Origin of the sequence: Pseudomonas sp. 273 (genome assembly GCF_029201425.1) — a bacterium.
GTDB classification, from domain to species: Bacteria; Pseudomonadota; Gammaproteobacteria; order Pseudomonadales; family Pseudomonadaceae; genus Pseudomonas; species Pseudomonas delhiensis.
In genome coordinates this window covers 424,104-446,874 of record NZ_CP116775.1, presented here as the reverse complement: position 1 = coordinate 446,874, position 22,771 = coordinate 424,104, and the positions used below count along the sequence as shown (strand labels likewise).

Annotated in this window: 21 protein-coding genes and 1 pseudogene; 10 read left to right on the top strand and 12 right to left on the bottom strand. The window is 68.5% G+C overall.

From position 1 onward, the window contains the following. Positions 1-80: 80 nt before the first annotated feature. The 5 genes from PKO50_RS02105 (at position 81) to PKO50_RS02085 (ending at position 8,271) form a co-directional block, all read left to right on the top strand. The gene (locus tag PKO50_RS02105; protein WP_275628674.1) at positions 81-1,499 is read left to right on the top strand and encodes a di-heme oxidoredictase family protein; all 1,419 of its coding nucleotides are present in this window, start codon (positions 81-83) and stop codon (positions 1,497-1,499) included. A 10-nt stretch (positions 1,500-1,509) separates the two neighbouring features. Further along, positions 1,510-2,571, top strand: coding sequence for an imelysin family protein (locus tag PKO50_RS02100; protein ID WP_275628673.1), 1,062 nt, complete (start codon positions 1,510-1,512; stop codon positions 2,569-2,571). A gap of 87 nt (positions 2,572-2,658) precedes the next feature. After that, on the top strand, positions 2,659-3,756 hold the full coding sequence (locus PKO50_RS02095; RefSeq protein ID WP_275628672.1) for a DUF1513 domain-containing protein: 1,098 nt from the start codon (positions 2,659-2,661) through the stop codon (positions 3,754-3,756). Between the two features lie 261 nt (positions 3,757-4,017). Next, a complete protein-coding gene (locus tag PKO50_RS02090; RefSeq protein WP_275628671.1) occupies positions 4,018-5,130 on the top strand; it encodes an efflux RND transporter periplasmic adaptor subunit in 1,113 nt (370 codons plus the stop codon). Positions 5,131-5,217: 87 nt separating this feature from the next. Further along, positions 5,218-8,271: a multidrug efflux RND transporter permease subunit gene (locus tag PKO50_RS02085; protein WP_275628670.1), complete on the top strand. Its 3,054-nt coding sequence runs from the start codon at positions 5,218-5,220 to the stop codon at positions 8,269-8,271. Positions 8,272-8,606: 335 nt separating this feature from the next. Here PKO50_RS02085 and PKO50_RS02080 read toward each other — a convergent pair whose 3' ends face one another. The 4 genes and pseudogenes from PKO50_RS02080 to PKO50_RS02065 form a co-directional block, all read right to left on the bottom strand. Beyond that, a complete protein-coding gene (locus tag PKO50_RS02080; RefSeq protein ID WP_275628669.1) occupies positions 8,607-9,977 on the bottom strand; it encodes an MFS transporter in 1,371 nt (456 codons plus the stop codon). A 452-nt stretch (positions 9,978-10,429) separates the two neighbouring features. Beyond that, positions 10,430-11,047, bottom strand: a complete 618-nt coding sequence (locus PKO50_RS02075; protein WP_275628668.1) for an SOS response-associated peptidase — start codon at positions 11,045-11,047, stop codon at positions 10,430-10,432. 18 nt (positions 11,048-11,065) lie between these two features. Further along, on the bottom strand, positions 11,066-11,332 hold the full coding sequence (locus tag PKO50_RS02070; protein ID WP_275628667.1) for a DUF2007 domain-containing protein: 267 nt from the start codon (positions 11,330-11,332) through the stop codon (positions 11,066-11,068). Beyond that, positions 11,332-11,513 (bottom strand): annotated as a pseudogene (locus tag PKO50_RS02065) (CPXCG motif-containing cysteine-rich protein). The gene PKO50_RS02070 and the pseudogene PKO50_RS02065 overlap by 1 nt, the downstream one beginning before the upstream one ends. Positions 11,514-11,649: 136 nt before the next feature. Between PKO50_RS02065 and PKO50_RS02060 the strand changes: the two are divergent. Further along, positions 11,650-12,807, top strand: a complete 1,158-nt coding sequence (locus tag PKO50_RS02060; protein ID WP_275628666.1) for a 1-acyl-sn-glycerol-3-phosphate acyltransferase — start codon at positions 11,650-11,652, stop codon at positions 12,805-12,807. Positions 12,808-12,867: 60 nt separating this feature from the next. Here the strand turns inward: PKO50_RS02060 and PKO50_RS02055 are convergent, their stop codons facing one another. Continuing rightward, on the bottom strand, positions 12,868-13,155 hold the full coding sequence (locus PKO50_RS02055; protein WP_109936742.1) for a hypothetical protein: 288 nt from the start codon (positions 13,153-13,155) through the stop codon (positions 12,868-12,870). Positions 13,156-13,426: 271 nt separating this feature from the next. Between PKO50_RS02055 and PKO50_RS02050 the strand changes: the two genes are divergently transcribed. After that, the gene (locus tag PKO50_RS02050) at positions 13,427-13,636 is read left to right on the top strand and encodes a hypothetical protein (RefSeq protein ID WP_009615850.1); all 210 of its coding nucleotides are present in this window, start codon (positions 13,427-13,429) and stop codon (positions 13,634-13,636) included. Between the two features lie 227 nt (positions 13,637-13,863). Here PKO50_RS02050 and PKO50_RS02045 read toward each other — a convergent pair whose 3' ends face one another. After that, on the bottom strand, positions 13,864-14,451 hold the full coding sequence (locus PKO50_RS02045; RefSeq protein ID WP_089389718.1) for a YajG family lipoprotein: 588 nt from the start codon (positions 14,449-14,451) through the stop codon (positions 13,864-13,866). A 513-nt stretch (positions 14,452-14,964) separates the two neighbouring features. Here PKO50_RS02045 and mqo point away from each other — a divergent pair. Beyond that, complete coding sequence (gene mqo / locus PKO50_RS02040; protein ID WP_275628665.1) at positions 14,965-16,449, top strand: malate dehydrogenase (quinone); 1,485 nt, start codon at positions 14,965-14,967, stop codon at positions 16,447-16,449. A 60-nt stretch (positions 16,450-16,509) separates the two neighbouring features. Here mqo and PKO50_RS02035 read toward each other — a convergent pair whose 3' ends face one another. From PKO50_RS02035 to PKO50_RS02025, 3 genes are all read right to left on the bottom strand, one after another. After that, positions 16,510-16,911 carry a glyoxalase/bleomycin resistance/extradiol dioxygenase family protein gene (locus PKO50_RS02035; protein WP_089389720.1) on the bottom strand — a complete coding sequence of 134 codons (402 nt, stop codon included), beginning with the start codon at positions 16,909-16,911 and terminating at the stop codon, positions 16,510-16,512. A 187-nt stretch (positions 16,912-17,098) separates the two neighbouring features. Then, on the bottom strand, positions 17,099-17,386 hold the full coding sequence (locus PKO50_RS02030; RefSeq protein ID WP_089389721.1) for a PA4642 family protein: 288 nt from the start codon (positions 17,384-17,386) through the stop codon (positions 17,099-17,101). Positions 17,387-17,467: 81 nt separating this feature from the next. Beyond that, complete coding sequence (locus tag PKO50_RS02025) at positions 17,468-17,953, bottom strand: hypothetical protein (RefSeq protein WP_089389722.1); 486 nt, start codon at positions 17,951-17,953, stop codon at positions 17,468-17,470. 143 nt (positions 17,954-18,096) lie between these two features. Here PKO50_RS02025 and PKO50_RS02020 point away from each other — a divergent pair, with 143 nt between their 5' ends. Continuing rightward, positions 18,097-19,002 carry a LysR family transcriptional regulator gene (locus tag PKO50_RS02020; protein WP_089389723.1) on the top strand — a complete coding sequence of 302 codons (906 nt, stop codon included), beginning with the start codon at positions 18,097-18,099 and terminating at the stop codon, positions 19,000-19,002. Positions 19,003-19,259: 257 nt separating this feature from the next. On the opposite strand, the gene PKO50_RS02015 is transcribed toward PKO50_RS02020, so the two are convergent. The 3 genes from PKO50_RS02015 to PKO50_RS02005 form a co-directional block, all read right to left on the bottom strand. Continuing rightward, positions 19,260-20,684 carry an aldehyde dehydrogenase family protein gene (locus tag PKO50_RS02015; RefSeq protein ID WP_275628664.1) on the bottom strand — a complete coding sequence of 475 codons (1,425 nt, stop codon included), beginning with the start codon at positions 20,682-20,684 and terminating at the stop codon, positions 19,260-19,262. A 193-nt stretch (positions 20,685-20,877) separates the two neighbouring features. Next, entirely contained in the window at positions 20,878-21,354 is a 477-nt protein-coding gene (locus PKO50_RS02010; protein ID WP_275628663.1) for a WbuC family cupin fold metalloprotein, read from the bottom strand. A gap of 3 nt (positions 21,355-21,357) precedes the next feature. Continuing rightward, the gene (locus PKO50_RS02005) at positions 21,358-21,915 is read right to left on the bottom strand and encodes a hypoxanthine-guanine phosphoribosyltransferase (protein WP_275628662.1); all 558 of its coding nucleotides are present in this window, start codon (positions 21,913-21,915) and stop codon (positions 21,358-21,360) included. A 215-nt stretch (positions 21,916-22,130) separates the two neighbouring features. Here PKO50_RS02005 and upp point away from each other — a divergent pair, with 215 nt between their 5' ends. Then, positions 22,131-22,769 (top strand): uracil phosphoribosyltransferase, encoded by a 639-nt coding sequence (upp, locus tag PKO50_RS02000; RefSeq protein WP_089389726.1) that lies wholly within the window; start codon positions 22,131-22,133, stop codon positions 22,767-22,769. Positions 22,770-22,771: the final 2 nt, after the last annotated feature.

The window sequence follows — 22,771 nt, the reverse complement described above, 5'->3', positions numbered from 1 at the left end:
ATAGCGAATACAAATTTTTCATATTTGCATTTGCCCAACTGCTAAGATGGCCCGCCCGTTTTTCAGCCTGGATCGCCTCGATGTACCGCCGTCCAACCGCCGCCCTCGCCGCCCTGCTCGCCACCCTCGCCCTCGCCGGCTGCGGTCGCGAAGAGCCCAAGGCGGTGGCCGAACCGGGCGAGGCGCTGTCCGGCGGCGGCGCCACCGTCTACCAGGCCGACCGCAACGCCTACTCCATGCCCTCGGGCAACCTCACGCCCAGCCGCCGCCTGGACTTCAGCGTGGGCAACAGCTTCTTCCGCAACCCCTGGGTGATCGCGCCCACCACCACCACCGCGCGCGACGGCCTGGGGCCGCTGTACAACACCAACGCCTGCCAGAACTGCCACATCAAGGACGGCCGCGGCCACCCGCCGGGGCCAAAGGACATCAACGCGGTGTCCATGCTGGTGCGCCTGTCGATCCCCGCCGGCCCCGGCGACGCCCGCGCCCTCGAGCGCCTGGGCGTGGTGCCCGAGCCGGTCTACGGCGGCCAGCTGCAGGACTCGGCGATCCCCGGCGTGGTGCCCGAGGCACGGGTGCGCGTGGACTACGAACCGGTGAAGGTGAGCTTCAGGGACGGCACCGAGGTCGAGCTGCGCAAGCCGATCCTGCGCCTGACCGAGCTGGGCTACGGCCCCATGCACCCGGACACGCAGTTCTCCGCCCGCGTCGCCCCGCCGATGATCGGCCTGGGCCTGCTGGAGGCCATCCCCGAGGCCGCCATCCTGGCCAATGCCGACGCCGAGGACCGCAACGGCGACGGCATCCGCGGCCGCGCCAACCGCGTCTGGGACGACGCCCGCCAGCAGACCGTGCTCGGCCGCTTCGGCTGGAAGGCCGGACAGCCCGACGTGGCACAGCAGAACGCCCACGCCTTCTCCGGCGACATGGGCCTGACCAGCCACCTGCTGGCCGCCGACGACTGCACCGAAGCCCAGGTCGCCTGCCGCCAGGCCGTCGACGGCGGCAAGCCCGAGGTCAGCCAGCGCATCTTCGACCAGGTCGCCTTCTACGCGCGCAACCTCGCGGTGCCGGCGCGGCGCAAGGTCGACGACCCACAGGTGCTGGCCGGCAAGGCGCTGTTCCACCAGGCCGGCTGCGCCGGCTGCCACACCCCGAAGTTCACCACCGGGGCCGACGCCGCCGAGCCGGAACTGGCCAACCAGGTGATCCGCCCCTACAGCGACCTTCTACTACATGACATGGGCGAGGGACTCGCGGACAATCGCCCGGAATTTCTCGCCAGCGGACGCGACTGGCGCACCCCGCCGCTGTGGGGCATCGGCCTGACCGAGGTGGTCAACGGCCATACCCAGTTCCTCCACGACGGGCGCGCGCGCAATCTGCTGGAAGCCGTGCTCTGGCATGGCGGCGAGGCCGAGGCGGCCAGGCAGCGGGTACTGGCCTTCGACGCCGCGCAGCGCAGCGCCCTGCTGGACTTCCTGAATTCACTCTAAGGAGCCGAACATGTTCCGCCCCCGACTACTGCTCACCAGCCTCGCCATCGCCCTGGGCGCCTGCTCGCCGCAGGACCCGCAGGCGACCACCAGCGCCGCGCTGGCCCAGCAGGTGATCCTGCCGGCCTACGGCCGCTGGGTCGACGCCGACCGCGCGCTGGCCGCCAGCTCCCTGGCCTTCTGCCAGGGCAAGGAAGACCTGGCCCGCGCCCGCGCCGACTTCGTCGCCGCGCAGAAGGCCTGGGCCGAGCTGCAGCCGCTGCTGATCGGCCCGCTGGCCGAGGGCAACCGCGCCTGGCAGATCCAGTTCTACCCGGACAAGAAGAACCTGGTGGCGCGCCAGGTCGAGCAACTGCTCGGCGGCGACGCCCAGATCACCCCCGCCACCCTGGCCAAGTCCAGCGTGGTGGTGCAGGGCCTGACCGCCTACGAGTACATCCTCTTCGACGCCAGGATCGACCTCGCCGACGCCGCCACCCGCGCGCGCTACTGCCCGCTGCTGGAAGCCATCGGCGAGCACCAGCAGGCCCTGGCCCAGGACATCCTGGCGCGCTGGAAGGCCGACAACGGCATGCTGGCGCAGATGAGCAAGTTCCCCAACGAGCGCTACGCCGACGCCCACGAGGCCATCGCCGAAATGCTCCGTGTACAGGTCACCGCCCTGGACATGCTGAAGAAGAAGCTCGGCACCCCGCTGGGCCGCCAGAGCAAGGGCATCCCGCAGCCGTTCCAGGCCGAGAACTGGCGCAGCGACGCCTCCCTGGCCAGCCTGGAATCCAGCCTGAACGGCGCCGAGGCGCTGTGGAAGGGCTCCGACGGCAAGGGCCTGCGCGCCCTGCTGCCGGGCGAGCAAAAGGACCTGGCCGGCAAGATCGACGCCGCCTACGCCGACGTCCACGGCAAGTTCGCCGCGCTCAGGCAGCCCCTGGGCGAACTGCTCAAGGACGACGCCGGCATCAAGCAGCTCAACGAGCTGTACGACAGCCTGAACGTGGTCCACCGCCTGCACGAGGGCGAGCTGGCCAAGGCATTGGGCGTGCAGCTGGGCTTCAACGCCAACGACGGCGACTGACCGGCCGAGCGTCGGCCAGGCGTCGTTGGAGAGACGCCTGGCGCTGGCTCGCCAGGTCAAGGCAACGATGTGAAAGAGGTGAACGCCATGCTGCGACGTCACGTGATCGGCCTGGGCAGCCTGCTGCTCGGCGCCCTCTCCTTCGGCGGCTGGACGCTGTCGCGCAAGGGCCGGGAGCCCCTGCTGCTGTCCGCCCGCGACGACGCGGACGGCAAGCACTACGCGGTGGGCTACCGCCTGGACGGCCAGTGCGCGTTCGCCACCGAGGTGGGCCTGCGCTGCCACGCCATCGTCCAGCACCCGAGCCTGCCGCTGGCGCTGTTCGTGGCCCGCCGCCCGGGGCGCCAGAGCTACCTGGTGAGCCTGGAGGACGGCCGCCTGCTGCAGACCCTCGATTCACAGCCGGACCGCCACTTCTACGGCCACGGCGTGTGGCACGGGGACGGCGAGTGGCTCTACGCCACCGAGAACGACACCACCGACCCGGGCCGCGGCCTGCTCGGCATCTACCGCTTCGACGGCGAGCGCCTGGCGCACACCGGCGAGGTGCCGACCCATGGCCTGGGCCCCCACGAAGTGGCCTGGCTGCCCGACGGCGAGACCCTGGTGGTGGCCAACGGCGGCATCCGCACCGAGGCCGAGAGCCGGGTCGAGATGAACCTCGACGCCATGGAGCCGAGCCTGGTGCTGATGCGCCGCGACGGCGCGCTGATCTCCAAGGAAACCCTGGCCCAGCAGATGAACAGCGTGCGCCACCTGGCCATCGCCGCCGACGGCACCATCGTCGCCTGCCAGCAGTTCATGGGCGACGCCCACGAGGCCGCCGACCTGCTCGCCATCAAGCGCCCGGGGCAGGCCTTCCAGAGCTTCCCGCTGGGCGAGGAGCAACGCCAGGCCATGGTCCAGTACACCGCCAGCGTGGCGGTGCACGACGAACTGCGCCTGGTGGCCCTGACCGCACCGCGCGGCAACCGCTTCTTCATCTGGGACCTGGACAGCGGCGCCCTGCGCCTGGACGCGCCGCTACCCGACTGCGCCGGCGTCGGCGCGGTGAAGGACGGCTTCGTGGTCACCTCCGGCCAGGGCCGCTGCCGCCTCTACGACTGCCGTGGCGAGAAGATCGCCGCCCAACCGCTGCAACTGCCCCCGGCGTTCTGGGACAACCACCTGCACCTGGCCTCCTGAGCCACGCCCGGCGAGCCCTCGGCGCAGAGGGCGCGCTCGCCTTGCGGGGGCGCGCTAAATCCCCCGGCGGGGGAAACGTCCTGCAATCAAGGTACTTTGACGCGGAAGCGAACTCCGTCTAATGTGCGCACTTCTGCCCCGCAACGGGGCATTCCCGACAGGCTCCGGGAAGCGATGCAGTCCCGCGAACGCAGGGCCGGCCATGCAGGAACGGGCCCCTCGCGGCGCAGAGCCGCCAGGCACTCACCAAGGAACAGGAACATGTTGCGCCGCATGCTGATCATGCTCGGCGCGGTCGCCGTCATAGTCGCGGTGCTCGCCGGCTCCAAGTATCTCTCCATCCAGAAGCAGATCGCCCAGTTCACCGCGCCGCGCCCGCCGGTCAGCGTCACCGCGGTGAAGGCCGAGGCGCTCACCTGGCAGAGCCGCCTGCCGGCCATCGGCACCCTGCGCGCCAACCAGGGCGTGGTGCTCACCGCCGAAGCCTCGGGTACCGTGCGCCAGGTGCTGTTCGCCTCCGGCGAGAAGGTCCGCGTCGACCAGCCCATCGTGCAGCTGGAGAACGACGTCGAGGCCGCCACCCTGCGCACCGCCGAGGCCGACCTCAACCTGGCCCAGGTGGAGTTCGAGCGCGGCCGCAGCCTGGTCGGCCGCCAGGCCATCTCCAAGAGCGAGTTCGACCGCCTGGCCGCGCAGCTGCAGCGCTCCAGCGCCACGGTCGCGCAGCTCAAGGCGGCGCTGGCGAAGAAGCGCGTGCTCGCCCCCTTCGGCGGCACCATCGGCATCCGCCAGGTGGACGTCGGCGACTACGTCTCGCCGGGCACGCCCATCGCCACCCTGCAGGACCTCTCCACCCTGCTGGTGGACTTCTTCCTGCCGGAACAGGACTTCCCCCGCCTGCAGGTCGGGCAGCGCGTGCTGGTCACGGTCGCGGCCTACCCGGGCCAGGTGTTCGAGGCGCGCATCCAGGCGCTGAACCCGCGGGTGGACAACGAGACGCGCAACCTGCAGGTGCGCGCGGCCATGGCCAACCCCGACGGCAAGCTGCTGCCGGGCATGTTCGCCAGCCTCGAGGTGCAGCTGCCGGAAACCGCGCAGCGCGTGGTGGTGCCGGAGACCGCCATCGCCTTCACCCTGTACGGCAACTCGGTGTACGTGGTGGTGCCCAAACAGGACAAGGACGGCAAGCCGCAGAACGACGCCAAGGGCCAGCCGCTGCTGGCCGTGGAGCGCCGCTTCGTCAAGGTCGGCGAGCGCCGCGAAGGCAAGGCGGTGATCCTCGACGGCCTGAAGGTCGGCGAGCCGGTGGTGACCAGCGGCCAGCTCAAGCTGGACAGCGGCACGCCGGTGGCCATCGTCGACGACGTGCGCTGACCGCAACCGATGCACAGGGCGGCCCGCGCGGCCGCCGAACCCCGCCCGGCCACGGCCGCGCGGGCGCAACGACAAAGGACTGGAACCATGGCCTTTACCGATCCCTTCATCCGCCGCCCGGTGCTGGCGACGGTGGTCAGCCTGCTGATCGTCCTGCTCGGCATGCAGGCCTTCAGCCGCCTGGTGATCCGCGAATACCCGCAGATGGAGAACGCGCTCATCACCGTCACCACCTTCTACGCCGGGGCCAACGCCGAGACCATCCAGGGCTACATCACCCAGCCGCTGCAGCAGAGCCTGGCCAGCGCCGAGGGCATCGACTACATGACCTCGGTGAGCCGGCAGAACTACTCGGTGATCTCCATCTACGCGCACATCGGCGCCAACACCGACCGCCTGGTGACCGAGCTGCTGTCGAAGATCGGCGAGGTGAAGACGCAGCTGCCACCCGACGCCGAGGACCCGGTGCTGGACAAGGAAGCCGCCGACGCCTCGGCGCTGATGTACATCAGCTTCTACAGCGAGCACATGGACAACCCGCAGATCACCGACTACCTGTCGCGGGTGATCCAGCCCAAGCTCGCCACCCTGCCGGGCATCGCCGAGGCGGAGATCCTCGGCAACCAGGTGTTCGCCATGCGCCTGTGGCTGGACCCGGTGAAGATGGCCGCCTACGGCATCACCGCCAGCGACATCGACGACGCCGTGCGCAAGTACAACTTCCTCTCCGCCGCCGGCGAGGTGAAGGGCGAGCTGGTGGTCACCAGCGTCAACGCCGCCACCGACCTGAAGTCGCCGGAAGCCTTCGCCGCCATCCCGCTGAAGACCCTCGGCGATCGCCGCGTGCTGATGAGCGACGTGGCGCGGGTCGAACTGGGCGCGGCCAGCTACGACTCGGTCAGCTCGTTCAACGGCATTCCCTCGGTCTACATCGGCATCAAGGGCACGCCCAGCTCCAACCCGCTGGACGTGATCAAGGAAGTCCGCGCCAAGATGCCCGAGCTGGAGGAACAGCTGCCGCCGGACCTGAAGGTGTCCATCGCCTACGACGCCACGCGCTTCATCCAGGCCTCCATCGACGAGGTGGTGAAGACCCTCGGCGAGGCCATCCTCATCGTCATAGTGGTGGTCTTCCTGTTCCTCGGCGCCTTCCGCTCGGTGCTGATCCCGGTGGTGACCATCCCGCTGTCGATGATCGGCGTGCTGTTCTTCATGCAGCTGATGGGCTACTCCATCAACCTGCTGACGCTGCTGGCCATGGTGCTCGCCATCGGCCTGGTGGTGGACGACGCCATCGTGGTGGTGGAGAACATCCACCGCCACATCGAGGACGGCAAGTCGCCCTTCCAGGGCGCCATCGAAGGGGCGCGGGAAATCGCCGTGCCGGTGGTCACCATGACCATCACCCTGGCCGCGGTGTACGCCCCCATCGGCTTCCTCAGCGGCCTGACCGGCGCGCTGTTCAAGGAGTTCGCCTTCACCCTGGCCGGCGCGGTGATCATCTCCGGCATAGTGGCGCTGACGCTGTCGCCGATGATGTGCTCGCGCCTGCTGCGCCACGAGGAAAACCCCAGCGGCCTGGCGCACCGCCTGGACCTGATGTTCGAGGCCCTGAAGCGGCGCTACCAGCACAGCCTCCACGCCACCCTGGACAACCGCCCGGTGGTGCTGACCTTCGGCGTGCTGGTGCTGGCGATCATCCCGCTGCTGCTGGTGTTCACCCACAAGGAACTGGCGCCGGAGGAAGACCAGGGCATCGTCTTCCTCATGGCCAATGCGCCGCAGACCGCCAACCTGGACTACCTGAACAAGTACACCAGCCAGTTCGAGGGCATCTTCCGCACCTTCCCCGAGTACTACTCGGCGTTCCAGATCAACGGCTACAACGGCGTGCAGACCGGCATCGGCGGCATGCTGCTCAAGCCCTGGGACGAGCGCCAGCGCAGCCAGATGGAACTGCTCCACGCGGTGCAGGCGGAACTGGACAAGATCCCCGGCCTGCAGATCTTCGGCTTCAACCTGCCGTCGCTGCCGGGCACCGGCGAAGGCCTGCCGTTCCAGTTCGTGATCAACACCGCCAGCGACTACGAGTCGCTGCTGCAGGTGGCCGAGCGGGTGAAGAAGCGCGCCGAGGCATCCGGCAAGTTCGCCTTCCTCGACCTCGACCTGGCCTTCGACAAGCCGGAGCTGGTGGTCGATATCGACCGCGCCAAGGCGGCGCAGATGGGCGTGTCCATGCAGGACCTGGGCGTCACCCTGGCCAGCCTGCTGGGCGAGGGCGAGATCAACCGCTTCACCATCGACGGGCGCAGCTACAAGGTGATCGCCCAGGTCGAGCGGCACTTCCGCGAGAACCCCGACTGGCTGGGCAGCTACTACGTGAAGAACGGCCGCGGCGAGCTGCTGCCGCTGTCCACCGTGGTGACCCTGCACGAGCGCGCGCGGCCGCGCCAGCTCAACCAGTTCCAGCAGCTGAACTCGGCGATCATCTCCGGCGTGCCGCTGGTGAGCATGGGCGACGCCATCGACAGCGTGAAGCAGATAGCCGAGCAAGAGTCGCCGCGCGGCTTCGCCTTCGACTACGCCGGCGCCTCGCGGCAGTTCGTCCAGGAAGGCAACGCGCTGATGCTGACCTTCGCCCTGGCCCTGGCGGTGATCTTCCTGGTGCTGGCGGCGCAGTTCGAGAGCTTCCGCGACCCGCTGGTGATCATGGTCACGGTGCCACTGTCGATCTGCGGCGCGCTGGTGCCGCTGTTCCTCGGCCTGTCGAGCCTGAACATCTACACCCAGGTGGGCCTGGTGACGCTGATCGGGCTGATCAGCAAGCACGGCATCCTCATCGTCGAGTTCGCCAACCAGCTGCGCCACGAGCGCGGCCTGGGCGTGCGCGAGGCCATCGAGGAAGCCGCGGCCATCCGCCTGCGGCCGGTGCTGATGACCACCGCGGCCATGGTCCTGGGGGTGATCCCGCTGCTGCTGGCCACCGGCGCCGGCGCGGTGAGCCGCTTCGACATCGGCGTGGTGATCGCCACCGGCATGAGCGTGGGCACCCTCTTCACCCTGTTCGTGCTGCCCTGCGTGTACACGCTGCTGGCGAAGAAGGACCTGGCGCCCGCGGCCGAACCGACGCCGGCGCACTGAACGGACGGAGTCCGCTCCTACGGACGATACCGTGTCTCGCCAAAGACTGTAGGAGCGGGCCCTGCCCGCGATTCGCGCGCAGGGCGCGCTCCTACATGGGGGCGGTGCAGGTGGGGGCGTAGGAGCAACTGTCTTGCAGGCTGCGCCGCCTCTTTCCAACCCGTAGGGCGCATAACGCCTACGGCGTTATCCGCCGCGGCCGTCGGGCACCGGCGTTCCGGCCAACGGCGGATAACCGCGAACGGTTATTCGCCCTACGGTCGAGCACGGTCGTAGGAGCGGACTCCGTCCGCGATGGCTCGCCCCTGCCACGGTGCTGGCCGGGGCATGGCAGCCTACGCCGGCTGCCGCTGCATCCCGCCCTTGTCCTGCCCGGCCTCGCGCTGCAGGCTCCAATTCTGCAGGTGCTCGCGGCTCTGGCGGTAGGGCTTCAGGCCCAGGCCGAGCAGCAGCACGCCGCCCAGCAGCGCCAGGCTGGTGACGATCAGCAGCGAGTAGCGCAGGGCCATGTCGTCGTGGAACACGAAGTCGGTGACCAGCGCCACCGCCGTGGGGCCGACGCCCAGGCCGAACAGGGTGACCACGAACAGGTAGATGGCCGAGGCCTGGCCGCGCATGGAGTTGGGCATGATCTCCTGGATCGCCGCCGGCGCCACGCCGAAGGGCATGCTCAGGCAGAACACCGTGGGCGCCATCAGCATGGCCACCAGGTTGGGATCGTCCAGCAGCGGGAAGGTCACCGACAGCGGCAGAGCCAGGCAGGCCGCCAGCAGGCCCACGCGCATGTTGGCGTCGCTGCGCCCGCGCTTGGCCCAGCGGTCGGCCAGGCGCCCGCCGAAGACGATGCCCAGGCAGCCGAACACCGCCACTATGCTGCCGTACACCACGCCGACGTGGCCGGCATCCCAGCCGTAGGTGCGGACGAAGAAGGTCGGCACCCAGGCGCCGCTGCCGTAGCTGGCGAAGGAGATGCAGGCGAAGCCGAAGTTGTGGCAGATCACCGTCTTGCGGTTGGCCCGCAGGTAGGCGCCGACCTCGCGCATCGGCACCTCGACGCCGGCGCCCACGCCGTGGCGCTGCGGCTCCTTCACCGCCAGCATCAGCAGGGTGAAGAGCACCCCGGCGGCGCCGAGGAGAAGGAAGATCAGCTGCCAGGGCCGCACTTCGCCCAGCAGCGGCAGGTGCACGTCGCCCTGGGCCGAGGCGAACTTGATCACCAGCCCGCCGAGCAGGAAGGCCAGCCCGGAGCCCAGGTAGATGCCCATGGAATACACGCTGATGGCGGTGGCCCGGCGCTGCGCCGGGAAGCTGTCGGCGATCAGCGAATAGGCCGCCGGCGACAGCGCCGCCTCGCCCACGCCCACACCGACGCGGAACAGCAGGAACTGCCAGTACTGCCGGGCCAGGCCGCAGGCCGCGGTCATGGCGCTCCAGATCAGCACGCCGACGGTGATCAGCCCGCGGCGGCTGCGGCTGTCGGCCATGCGCCCCAGCGGGATGCCGCAGAGGGTGTAGAAGAGCGCGAAGGACAGGCCCATGAGCAGGCTCATCTGGGTGTCGCTGATGACCAGGTCGCGACGGATCGGCCCGACCAGCAGGTTGAGGATCTGCCGGTCGATGAACGACAGGACATAGGCGACCATGAGGATCGCCACCGTGGACCAGGCCACGGCACTGGAGGGGTAGCCGTTATTGTTGTTGTGCATGCCGGACTCCTGTTCGCCGCCAACGCGGCCAGAGCGAAGGGGTGGCCTGCAGCTTAGGCAAGTGAGGGGGAAGCTGGCGCGCACTATCAGGCAGCTGAATGCGAGTGGCGACCTCTGGATGATAAGGCGGATGGGTGGGGAGTTTCTTTGTTGGGGTGGGCTTGCTTGCGAACCGTGCCCACTGGTGGCTTCGGTGCTTTGGTTCAGCGCCTTTCCCTCTCCCTAACCCTCTCCCTGAAGGGAGAGGGGACCGTTCGGAGTGCCTGGGTATTTCTGAGTCAGCCGGCAATCACGGAAATAGCCGGCGAACGCCACGCTTCCCGTTGGCACGGACTGCCCCCTCTCCCTTCAGGGAGAGGGCTGGGGAGAGGGTGCGGAATTCCCCCGAAACACCGAGGCAACCGTTCGCGAGCAAGCTCGCTCCTACGAAAAGCCCCCTCAACGCCCCCGTACTAAGCCGGCGTCAAACACTCCGGTCCATCGCAAGCCGGATCGTTGACTATGCTCGCCAACGCCTGCTCCCGCAGCCGCACCTGCGGCCGCGCCAGCAGGCTCAGCAGCTTGGGCACCGGCGTCTCGTCACCTAGCCAGAGCGCCCTCTCCTCCTCGCTCTCCAGCAGCAGCGGGCGGCGCATCGGGCCGGCCGCCTGGGTCACCAGGGCCAGGCTCAGCCAGGTGTGGCCGTCCACCGGGTAGGCCTCCCAGACCGCCGCGAAGTAGCTCAGGCCGCTGGCGCCGGCCAGCCAGTAGGGGCGCTTGCGCACGCCGTGCCATTCGTAGAAGCCGTTGGCCGGCACCAGGCAGCGGCGGCGGGCGAAGGCCTCGCGGAACATCGGCTGTTCGGCCAGGGTTTCGGCGCGGGCGTGGGCCGGGGTGCGCGACAGGTCGGTGAGCCAGGCCGGGGTCAGGCCCCAGCGGGCCAGGCCGGCGCGGCGCGCGCCGGCCTCCTCGCGCAGCATCAGCAACTGCGCGCCGGGGGCGAGGTTCCAGTGCGGCGGGTGGTCCTTGGGAAAGCCCGGCAGCTCGGCGAGCTCGCGGGTCCAGCGGAACAGGGCAAAGCGGGCGGTCATCGGCGCTCCAGGGCGGCCTCAACAGAGCAGGACGCCGCTGGCCGGGCCGAACTCGTCGGCGGGGCCGGGCAACGGCTGCGCGGCATTGTACGCCTGGATCAGCTCCCGCGCCTGTTGCGCGGCCCCGTCGTCGACCCACAGGTGCAGCAGGCCGTGCAGCGGCAACTCGCCGATGCCGCCGAGCAGGTGGCGGCCGCCGAGGTGGCAGGCGATGCCCTCGCTGGCCAGCATGCCGGCCAGCAACTCGGCCTCGGCCAGGTCGGCCGGTTCGTAGACTCGCTGCATCAGTCGTCCTCCCGGTGAACCTCCAGCGACCACTGGGCGCCGTCGGTGTACAGCTGGAACAGGATGGGCCGGCAACACACCGGACAATCTTCATAGTAGCTCTGGTCGCCGCCGGAGAGGTCTAGCACGGCCTCGGCCGGTTCCCCGCAGTAGGGCAGCGGTAAGCCTGGGTCTCGAGCATCTGAAGGTCCCCTGTGACTTCCGTTATACTCCCGCGGTCTTTTTATCCGGCCAGGCCCGCGGGCATGGCCGGTTTTCCGGGGGAGAGGCCCGCGCCAGACGCGTGCCGTGCCAGTTACACCCATGAACAAGAGAGCATGATGGGCGAGTTCGAAGCCATCCGACCGTACAACGACGCCGAAGTCCCGGCCGTTCTCCAGCGCCTGCTGAGCGACGACGCCTTCCTGGGTATTCTGGCGCGTTATCGTTATCCGCGCCTGTCGCGCCCCTTCGGCTGGCTGCTGCGCCCGCTGATCGCCCACCGCCTGGCCCGCGAGGTCACCGGCATCCGCAGCGTGGTGGAGCTGCAGGACAAGTGCGAGCCCTACGTCGACCGCACCATCGAGCACGCCACCGACGGCGTCACCTACTCCGGGCTGGACAATCTCAAGAGCGGCCGCGCCTACCTGTTCATCGCCAACCACCGCGACATCGTGATGGACCCGGCGTTCTGCAACTACGCCATCTACCACGCCAAGCTGCCGACGCCGCGCATCGCCATCGGTGACAACCTGCTGCAGCGGCCCTTCGTCAGCGACCTGATGCGCCTGAACAAGAGCTTCATCGTGCACCGCTCGATCAGCGGCCGGCGCGAGAAGCTGGCGGCCTACAACACCCTCTCGGCCTACATCAACCACTCGATCCGCCACGATGGCGAGTCGGTGTGGATCGCCCAGGCCGAGGGCCGCGCCAAGGACGGTGACGACCGCACCGACTCGGCGATCCTCAAGATGTTCCACATGAGCCGCAAGGACGAGCCCTTCGCCCAGGTGGTCCGCGAGCTGCACCTGATCCCGGTGTCGATCAGCTACGAGTACGACCCCTGCGACGCCGCCAAGGCCCGCGAGCTGTACACCCGCGCCAGCACCGGCGAATACCGCAAGGCGCCGGGCGAGGACGACGCCAGCATCGCCCTGGGCATCACCGGCTACAAGGGGCGCGTGCAGATCAACTTCGGCGCCGAGATGGACGGCGACTACGCCGACGCCAAGCAGTTGGCCGCCGCCCTGGACCGGCAGATCCTCGGCAACTACCGGCTGTTCCCGGTGCACTACCTGGCCTACGAGATGTCCGAGCTGCGCGACCCGACCCTGGCCGTGCCCGGCGCCGAGAGCCTGTTCGGCGCCGAGGAGTTGCGTCGGGCCCGCGAGCAGTGGCAGCAGCGCCTGCAGGCCTGCCCGCCGGAACACCGCCCCTACCTGGTCCTGCAGTACGCCACCCCGGTGCTGAACCAGTACCGGCTCAAGCAGGCCTGAGCCACCGCATGAACGAAAAGGGCGCCCTCGGGCGCCCTTTTGCATCGCTACGGTGCGTTTTCAGCCCGGCAGGTGGGTGCTGTACTGGCTCAGGCCCACGGCCAGGGCCAGGCAGGCGAAGCCGAAGAGGTAGAAGAAGCGGTTGATCTTGGCCGTCGAGGGCTCGGCCTCGGCCAGCGGCGCGGACGCGCCATCGCCACCGGCGACCAGGCGTTGCAGGGCCTGGCGCTCGCGCCGGCGGGTGGCCAGCAGCAGCCAGGCGCCGGCCAGGGCGAAGAACAGCGCCAGGTCGTTGAGGACCCGGGCGGGATGGGCCTGGAACAGATTCCAGAGCGCCTGCAGCGACATCACGACCTCCACACTTCAGGACTGCACGCCAGGAAGCAAGAAAGCGCCAAGGCCGAGTTCTGTACGAAGCGACGAACCGCGGCGGGTACGTCACGCAACTGAAAGAAAGACGGCCGATTGTATCCGTCAGGAGGACGGCACAGCCAGTTCGGTCGTCTTATTCACGACGAACGTCAGCCTTATCGAGAAGGGTTCTAAGCCTTTTTCACCACCTGGCACATGACTGGCTAGTCACCTTTCGCCATCCGGTATCCCGCCTAGGAGATTCGCCATGCTCGAAATCGTACCCCACGAAAGCGCCTACCTGATCGAACACCTGGATGAGATCGAAGCCGTGGTCACCGACCTCTCCTTCAACGTCCAGGACGACCACTGGCTGGTGTACTGCCAGGCCTGCGGCCACGAACACCTGGACCTGCCGGAAGCCGACGAGCGCCAGCCGGCCTACGAGACCGACCCGTTCCGCCAGGCCGCCGCCTGAATTCCCGCGACCATGAACGAAAAAGCCCGGCACTCCAGGCTGTGTGAAAACCTCAGGATCGGTCCCATTGGTTAAAAAACAACCTGGATTTCGCGTTTCTACGTGGATTCTGGATTGGCTGAATAGCCAAGCCTCTTCAGATTTCACGTAGGAACGCGCTCTTCGAAGAGCCGCTCGGTTTTTCACACAGCCTGACTCGCCGGGCTTTTTCGTTCACGCCGAAGCGATCAGCGCTGGTTCAGGGTCTGCCCGATGGTCGGGTCCTTGAACACGCGGTCCAGGGTGTCGCTGAGCACGTCGCTGACCAGCTTGGTGTTGGTCTGCTGGTTCGGCGCCATGCCGAAGCGCTGGTTCAGCGAGGAACCGTAGCGGCCGCTGTAGCGGCGCCCGCCGGCCTGCACGTCGACGCGGAAGGTCGCGCCTATGGTGGCCTCGGTGACGTAGACGCCGTCCTTGGGCGACTGGTACTTCAGCTCGGCCAGGGTGAGGGTCAGGGTCGGGGCGTTGTAGGCGTTCGGCGAGGGGGTGAAGCCGAGCAGGCGCACCGCCGCCTCGGTCTGGGCCTGCAGCTTGGGAATCACGTCCTGGCTGCGCACGGTGACCGCGCTGGTCTCCGAGTAGAGGCCGCCACGGGTGCCCAGCTCGGTGCTCTGGCGGCCGTCGACCACCTTCACCACCACTGGCTGGCCCTGGCCGACGGCGACCGGCTGGCCCTTGAACACCGGGTCCGGGTTCAGTTGTTGCGGGCTGAGGGCACAGCCGGACAAGGCCAGGGTGCCGGCGGCGATCAGACTGAGCAACAGACGCTGCAACATGTTCGTGTCTCCATGGGTTGGGCTCGGAACGGCGGGCAGTATACCGGCCGTCGGAGCGCCCTGATAGCGCTCTGCAACTTGGACGCTGGCACTTTGTTACAGGTTCCTTGGCGGCGACGCGCGCGAGGACAAGTCGCACCAATCTGGTGCAAAAACAGGAAATCCGGTGACCGGAACTCGGAAAAAAGTCTAAGCCCGAGGGCTTTTTTTGCATTTCGTCGTTATAATCGCGCCCCGATTATAAGGACGCCTCCTGATCGGGTCCCACAGCCCGGCAGCCTCGCGCCTGCCGGCCTGTCACACCCTCCTAGAGAGTCGCCAATTGCGCCGTGGCCACCGGCCTCGCGCTTTGTACCGATCGTTGCGACGACACTTTCAGGCAAGGATTGCCGCGAGTCCCCTCCGAACCGAGTCCGGACCCGCCCGCAGCGACGACCCCCTTTGAGCTTCACGTCTCCATAAGAGCGTGATTTGAAGGTTTTTCACTACTTCACGAGAGTGTGGCGAGCGAGAATGGCGAACGAACACGAAGCTTTGGATGTGCTGCTGGTTGGCGCCGGCATCATGAGCGCAACCCTGGCGACCCTGTTGAAGGAAGTCGAACCCGACACCCGACTGGAGATCGTCGAACTGCAGGAGTCCGGAGCCATCGAGAGCTCCAACCCCTGGAACAACGCCGGTACCGGCCACGCCGGCCTCTGCGAGCTGAACTACACGCCGCAGGCCGCCGACGGCTCCATCGACATCAAGAAAGCGGTGCAGATCAACGCCCAGTTCGAGGTGTCCAAGCAGTTCTGGGCGCACCTGGTGGACAAGGAAGGCTTCGGCAATCCGCGCAACTTCATCAACCCGGTGGCGCACCTGAGCTTCGTCCGTGGCAAGGACGTGTCCTTCCTGAAGAAGCGCTTCGAAACCCTCAGCCAGCACCATGCCTTCGAGTCCATGGTCTACACCGAGGACCGCGAGCAGCTGGCCCAGTGGGCGCCGCTGACCATGCCCGGCCGCCCGGCCGACGAGCAGGTCGCCGCCACCCGCGTGGAGCATGGCACCGACGTCAACTTCGGCGCCCTGACCAACCAGCTGCTGGCCCGCCTGGGCAAGCAGGAAGGCGCGAAGATCAGCTACTTCCAGAGGGTCGTGGGCCTGGAGCGCGACGGCCAGGACTGGATCGTCGACATCAAGAACACCCAGAACGGCCAGTCGCGCAAGATCCGCACGAAGTTCGTCTTCCTCGGCGCCGGCGGCGGCGCGCTGCCGCTGCTGCAGATGTCCGGCATCCCGGAAAGCAAGGGCTTCGGCGGCTTCCCGGTGAGCGGCCAGTGGCTGCGCTGCGACAACCCCGAAGTGGTCAGGCAGCACCAGGCCAAGGTCTACAGCCAGGCCGAGGTCGGCGCCCCGCCGATGTCCGTGCCGCACCTGGACACCCGCGTGGTCGACGGCAAGAAGTCCCTGCTGTTCGGGCCCTACGCCGGCTTCTCCACCAAGTTCCTGCGCCACGGCTCCTTCCTCGACCTGCCGCTGTCGGTGCGCGGCAGCAACCTGATGCCGATGCTGGCGGTCGCCCGCGACAACATGGACCTGACCCGCTACCTGGTGCGCGAAGTCATGCAGTCCATGGACCAGCGCCTGGAAAGCCTGCGCAAGTTCTACCCGCTGGCCAACCCGGCGGACTGGCGCCTGGAAACCGCCGGCCAGCGCGTGCAGATCATCAAGAAGGACACCAAGAAAGGCGGCATCCTGCAGTTCGGCACCGAGCTGGTGGCTTCCGAGGACGGCACCATCGCCGCCCTGCTGGGCGCCTCCCCGGGCGCCTCGGTGACTGTGTCGATCATGCTCGGCCTGCTCGAGCGCTGCTTCCCCGCTCAGTACAAGTCCGAAGCCTGGGGCGCCAAGCTCCGGGAGATCTTCCCGGCCCGCGAGAAGCAGCTGGAGAGCGACGCCTCGGCCTACCGCGAGATCAACGCCTACACCTGGCAGAAGCTGCAGCTGGATCAGTGATCCGGCCCTGACGCAGAAGGCCCGCCATTCGGCGGGCCTTTTCGTTTCCGGGGCGCGGCGTCAGCGGCAGCTGATCATCCAGCCGACGCCGAAGCGGTCGTGGAGCATGCCGAAGCGCTGCGCCCAGAAGGTCTTCTCCAGCGGCATGTCCACCCGCCCCTCCTCGGCCAGCGCGGCGAAGGCCTTCTCCGCCGCCACCACGCTGTGCAGCGCCAGGTGCAGGCTGAAGCCGCCGGGTGGCGCCTCGTGCTCGCCGCGGCCGTCGGACATCAGCACCTCGCTCTGGCCGACCTGCAGGCTGGCATGCATGACCTTCTCGCACCAGCCGTCGGGCACCTGCAGCGGCCCCGGCGCCTCCTCGTAGCGCATCAGCGCGTTGAGCTGCGCGCCCAGCGCCTGCTGGTAGAAGGCGATGGCCTCGTCGCACTGGCCGTGGAAGAACAGATAGGGCTGTACATGCATGTCGGCGTCCTCACCTTGTCGTTGTTCTACCTGCAAGTCTAGGCGGGGGGCCGGGGTTCGCGAGCAAGCTCGCTCCTACAGGGTGGAATGCTCTTCGTAGGAGCGAGGGGGGCGCCCAGCTCTTGCTCGCGAACCATCCAGGCACGAAAAAGCCCGCACAGGGCGGGCTTCTTCACAGCGAGGCCGATCAGCCGCGGGCGGCTTCGATCACCTCGATGTAGGGCTCGGCCTGGCGCTGGTCGCGGATCAGCGCGACGAAGTCCTGGCCCTTGGCATCCCTGGCACCGAGGTCGTAGCCGGCCTCGACGAAGAACTTCACGAAGCGCTCGAAATCGTCGATGCGCAGGCCGCGGTAGGCCTTGATCAGCTTGTGCAGCGACGGCGGGGTATCGTCGGCCGGCTCGACCTCGAGGAACAGCTTGATCGACTCGTCGCCGATCTCTTCGCCAATCACCTGCTTCTTGTCTTTACGCATCGCTCGCTTCTCTCTACGGCACCAGTCGACGGCCCGGCCGTCACCAAAGGCGGGCAGTGTAACCCCGCTGCGGGCGCCGGCTCAACGCAGGCGCACGGCGCCGCTGTGCAGGTCGGCCCAGACGTGGCCGTTGGGGTAGCTGAGGAACTGGCAGTACACCGGGCCGTGGCGCAGCAGGTCGAGCAGCTGGGTGTAGGACGCGGCCGGGTACGACAGGCTCAGGGTGCGGCTGGCGGCGTCGTAGGTGGGCTTCTTCAGGCTCTTGCCTTCGCTGTCGAAGCTGATCAGCACCTGGGTCACGGCGCCGCCCTTGTTCAGCGGCTTGCCCTTCAGGCGCAGCAGCGCCGGGGTGGTGATCGGGATCGGCTGCTGGTTGGACTGGCGCTGGTTGCCCAGCACCACGCTGTATTCGGTGACCTGCAGCAGTTGCTGCTGCTCCGGCGCCTCGCCGCGCAGGTTGTTGTCGTCCGGCGGCAGGAACTGGGCATGGGCCACCGGCGCATCGGCGGCGAACAGCGGCCCGGAGAAGGCCAGGACGGCCAGGCAGAACAGGTGGCGCAACGTCATCGTGAACCCCGCGGGAAAACTCGTCCGGCACTCTAGCACGGGGCCGCCGGCACTCGTACAGGCACTTGGTGAGGGTTTCGATGCATTGATAAAATTCGATGCATTCGCCCATTCACATGCCACGAAGTGGATGCAGGAACCCCATGCTGCACAACGTCTCCGACCTCGACCTGCGCCTGCTGCGCATCTTCGCCACCGTGGTGCGCTGCGGCGGCTTTTCCGCCGCCCAGGGCGAGCTGGGCATGGGCCAGTCGACCATCAGCACGCACATCGCCAGCCTGGAGACGCGCCTGGGCTACCGCCTGTGCGAACGCGGCAAGAGCGGCTTCCGCCTGACCGACAAGGGCGCCCTGGTGCTGCAGCACGGCCAGGCGCTGTTCGCCGCCCTGGGCGACTTCCGCGACCAGGTGCAATCCCTGGCCGGGCGCCTGGTGGGCGAGCTGCGCATCGGCCTGGCGGACAACATCGCCACCCTGCCCGATGCGCGCATCCACGAGGCCCTGGCACGCTTCGGCCGGCGCGACCAGGAGGTACGCCTGCAGCTGTCCATCGGCTCCTCCACCGAGCTGGAACGCCAGGTGCTGGGCGGCGAGCTGCACCTGGCCATCGCCTGCTCCAGCCGGCATCTGCCGAACCTGCGCTACCGCCCGCTGTACAGCGAACGGGTGGCGGTGTTCTGCGGCCGCGGGCACCCGCTCTTCGACCACCAGGCACCCAGCCAGGCCGACCTGGAGGCCTGCGCCTGGGTGCAGTACGGCCACGCCCAGGCCGACGTCCAGCTGCCGGCCGACCCGCGGCGCAGCACGGCGCTGGCCGGCAACATGGAAGCGGTGGTGCACGCCGTGCGCGCCGGCACCCACCTGGGCTACCTGCCGACGCACTATGCGCAGCGCTGGGTGGACCTGGGCGAGATGCGCCCGCTGCTCGCCGGGCGGCTCGGCTACGGCATCGAGCACAGCCTGCTGCTGCGCGACGACACGGGGCACAACCAGGCCCTGCAGGCGCTGGTGGAGGACCTTTGCGCAGTGCATGGCGTGTCCCTGCCCTAGGGATCTCATCCGCGAATCGCGCCGGGGCATCCCAGCTTCCCGTAGGAGCGAGCTTGCTCGCGAACCGCATGGCACCGCGTTTGTTCGCGAGCAAGCTCGCTCCTACGAAGAGCACCTCGGCGCAATAGGAGCGGGCCCTGCCCGCGATTCGCGCGCAGGGCGCGCTCCTACAGGGGAACGATGTGGGCGGGGCAGGTAGGGCGCATGACCGTTCGCGGTTATCCGCCGTTGGTCCCGGGACCGAAATGCCTCGATCGTCAGCGCGGCGCGGTGATGTGCTTGACGCCGAGGAACGCCGACAGGCCCCAGGGCCCCAGCTCGCGGCCGATGCCGCTGGCCTTGCCGCCACCCCAGGAGGTCTGCGGGAACACCACCTGCGGCGAGTTCAGCCAGACGTGGCCGGCCTCCAGGCGCTCGGCGACGCGCTGGGCGCGCGCCAGGTCGGCGCTGACCACGGTGGCGGCCAGGGCGAAATCGCAGTCGTTGGCCTGGCGCAGGGCGTCGGCCTCGTCGCGGAAGCGGCGCACGCAGAGCACCGGGCCGAAGATTTCCTCGCGCCACAGGCGGCTGTCTTCCGGCACGTCGACGTAGACGGTCGGGCGGATGAACCAGCCCTCGCCCGCCTCGCCGCCGGTCAGGCAGGCCAGGCCTTCGTCGCGGGCGATGGCGAAGTAGTCCCGCACCTTGCGGAACTGCGCTTCACTGGTCATCGGCCCCATGTCGGTCTCGCCGGCCAGCGGGTCGCCGACGCGCAGCGCCTCCACCGCCACCTTCAGGCGCGCCAGCAGTTCGTCGGCGATGCCCTCCGCCACCAGCAGGCGCGAGGTGGCCGAGCACATCTGCCCGGCGTTCCAGTACACGCCGGCGATGATCCACTGCACGGCGTCGTCCAGGTCGCTGTCGGCGAACACCAGGATCGGCGACTTGCCGCCCAGCTCCAGGCCCACCGGCAGGGTGCGCGCGGCGGCGGCCTGCATGACCTTGCGGCCGACGGCGTTGCTGCCGGTGAAGGACAGCTTGTCGATGCCGCCATGGCCGGAGATGGCGGCGCCAGCATCGGCCAGGCCCGGCACCAGGTTCAGCACGCCGGCGGGCAGGCCGATGGCGTCGGCGACCTCGCCCAGCACCAGCTCGACCAGCGGGGTGATCTCCGAGGGCTTGAGCACCACCGTGCAGCCGGCGGCCAGGGCCGGGGCGACCTTCCAGGCGCTGGTCACCAGGGGGAAATTCCAGGGCACGATCAGCCCGGCCACGCCCACCGGCTCGAAGCGCGTCTGCGAGCGGAAACCGGCGTCGGGCAGCGCCACCTCGGCGTTCTGCCGGGCGTCCAGGCCATCGGCCAATTCGGCGTAATAGGCGAAGGTGGCGATGGCGTCGCCGACGTCGATCTCCGCCTCCAGGCGCGGCTTGCCGCTGGCGCGCATCTGCAACTCGACCAGCGCCTCGCGGCGGGCCTCCAGTTGCTCGGCGAAACCGCGCAGGTAACGCGCACGCTCGGCGCCACGGGTCTCGCGCCAGCTGGCGAAGGCGCGGCGGGCGGCGGCCACGGCCAGGTCGACCTCGGCGGCGCCGGCGGCGGCCACGGCTGGCAGCGGCTCGCGGGTGGCGGGGTTGATCGGCTGCAGGGTGGCGCCGCTGGCGGCGTCGCGCCACTGGCCGTCGATGTAGAGCTGGGTGCGCATGGTGACCTCGGGGTGGTTTCAGCGAGGCCGGCAGGATAGGCGGGGAATGGATCGGCAAAAATGCATATCGACGCATGCATGCATCGAGGTTTGTCGATGTGTAGGAGCGAGCTTGCTCGCGAACGGATTCCGCAGCGGGGGTTCGTTCGCGAGCAAGCTCGCTCCTACGAAAAGCCCCCGCATGACGCGGGTGTCAGGCCAAAAACTGCGCCCGCATCCAGGCCAGGTACCCGGCCGCGCCGGGCTCGCCCTCGCGCGGGGCCCAGGCGCCGCGCTCGTCGTCGGCCAGGGCCTGGTAGGGGCCGGCCTTGCACTCGAAGATCAGGCTGTCCGGCGCCAGCGCCACCAGGGCGTGGAAGGTGCCCGGCGGCAGGTCCACGCCGGGGCAGTCGCCCTCGGGCGACAGCTCGCGGGTGGCGAGCAACTCGCCGGCCTCGGAGAAGACCAGCAGGCCCAGGCGCCCCCTGAGCACGATGATGCTCTCGGCCTTGTCGGGGCTGCGGTGGCAGTGCGGCTGCACGTAGGTGTCCGGCTGCAGCGCATTGAGCAGCCGGTGGCAGGGCTCGTCCATCGCGTGCAGGTTGTGGTGCTGGCGGCGGCGCGGGTTGGCGGCCGCCTGCCCGGCCAATTCGGCGAACAGGGCCTGGTCGAGGAAGCGCGGCCCGGCCACGGCTCAGAGGCCCTTGACGGCGAAGATGCCCGGGGCGTTGCGCCAGTAGCCCTTGTAGTCCATGCCGTAGCCGAAGATGTAGCGGTCCACGCAGGACAGGCCGACGTAGTTGGCCTTCAGGTCCGGGCGCGCCTTGCGGTCGTGGTCCTTGTCGATCAGCACCGCGGTGTGCACCTCGCGGGCGCCGGCGTGGCGGCAGAAGTCGATGATCGCCGAGAGGGTGTGCCCTTCGTCGAGGATGTCGTCGACGATCAGCACGTCGCGGTCGATGAAGGAGATTTCCGGCTTGGCCTTCCAGAACAGCTCGCCGCCGGTGGTCTCGTTGCGGTAGCGGGTGGCGTGCAGGTAGGACAGCTCCAGGGGGAAGTCCAGCTTCGGCAGCAGCTTGCCGGAGAAGATCAGCCCGCCGTTCATCACGCAGAACACCACCGGGTTGCGCTCGGCCAGGTCCGCGTTGATCGCCAGGGCGACGCGGCCGATGGCGGCGTCCACTTCGGCGTCGTTGTACAGGCAATCGGCTTCGGCCATGACTTGGCGGATGTGCGCGAGATCGACGGACATTGGCGGGCTCTCCCGGAAAAAGTGCGCAAAGGTACCCATCCCTCTGCCCTGGAGCAAGTACCGGCGGACGAAAGTCGCCGACAATCCCGCGCCAGGCCAGGCGGGTTCCCGCAGCCGGTAGCCGGCGGCTATTTGTCGCGCACCGACTGCCAACTGCCCCTAAGATGCTTTACGCTACCGCAATTTTTTGCCAGCCCCCTCCCGGAGACCCGTCCATGCCCGTGCACGAGATTCGCCATCCCCTGATCCGCCACAAGATCGGACTGATGCGCCGCCACGATATCAGCACCAAGAATTTCCGCGAGCTGGCCCAGGAAGTGGGCGCCCTGCTGACCTACGAAGCGACCGCCGACCTGCCGCTGGAGAACTACGAGATCCCCGGCTGGGCCGGCTCGGTGCAGGTGGAGAAGATCGCCGGCAAGAAGATCACCGTGGTGCCCATCCTGCGCGCCGGCATCGGCATGCTCGACGGCGTGCTCAGCCTGATCCCCGGGGCCAAGGTCAGCGCCGTGGGCGTGGCGCGCAACGAACAGACCCTGCAGGCGCACACCTACCTGGAGAAGCTGGCGCCGGACATCGCCGAGCGCCGCGCGCTGATCATCGACCCGATGCTGGCCACCGGCGGCTCCATGGTCGCCACCATCGACCTGCTGAAGAAGGCCGGCTGCAAGGAAATCCGCGCCATGGTGCTGGTGGCCGCGCCCGAGGGCATCAAGGCGGTGGCCGACGCGCACCCGGACGTCATCATCTATACCGCCTCGATCGACCAGGGGCTGAACGAGAACGGCTACATCATCCCCGGCCTGGGCGATGCCGGCGACAAGATCTTCGGCACCAAGCAGAAGGACACCTGATC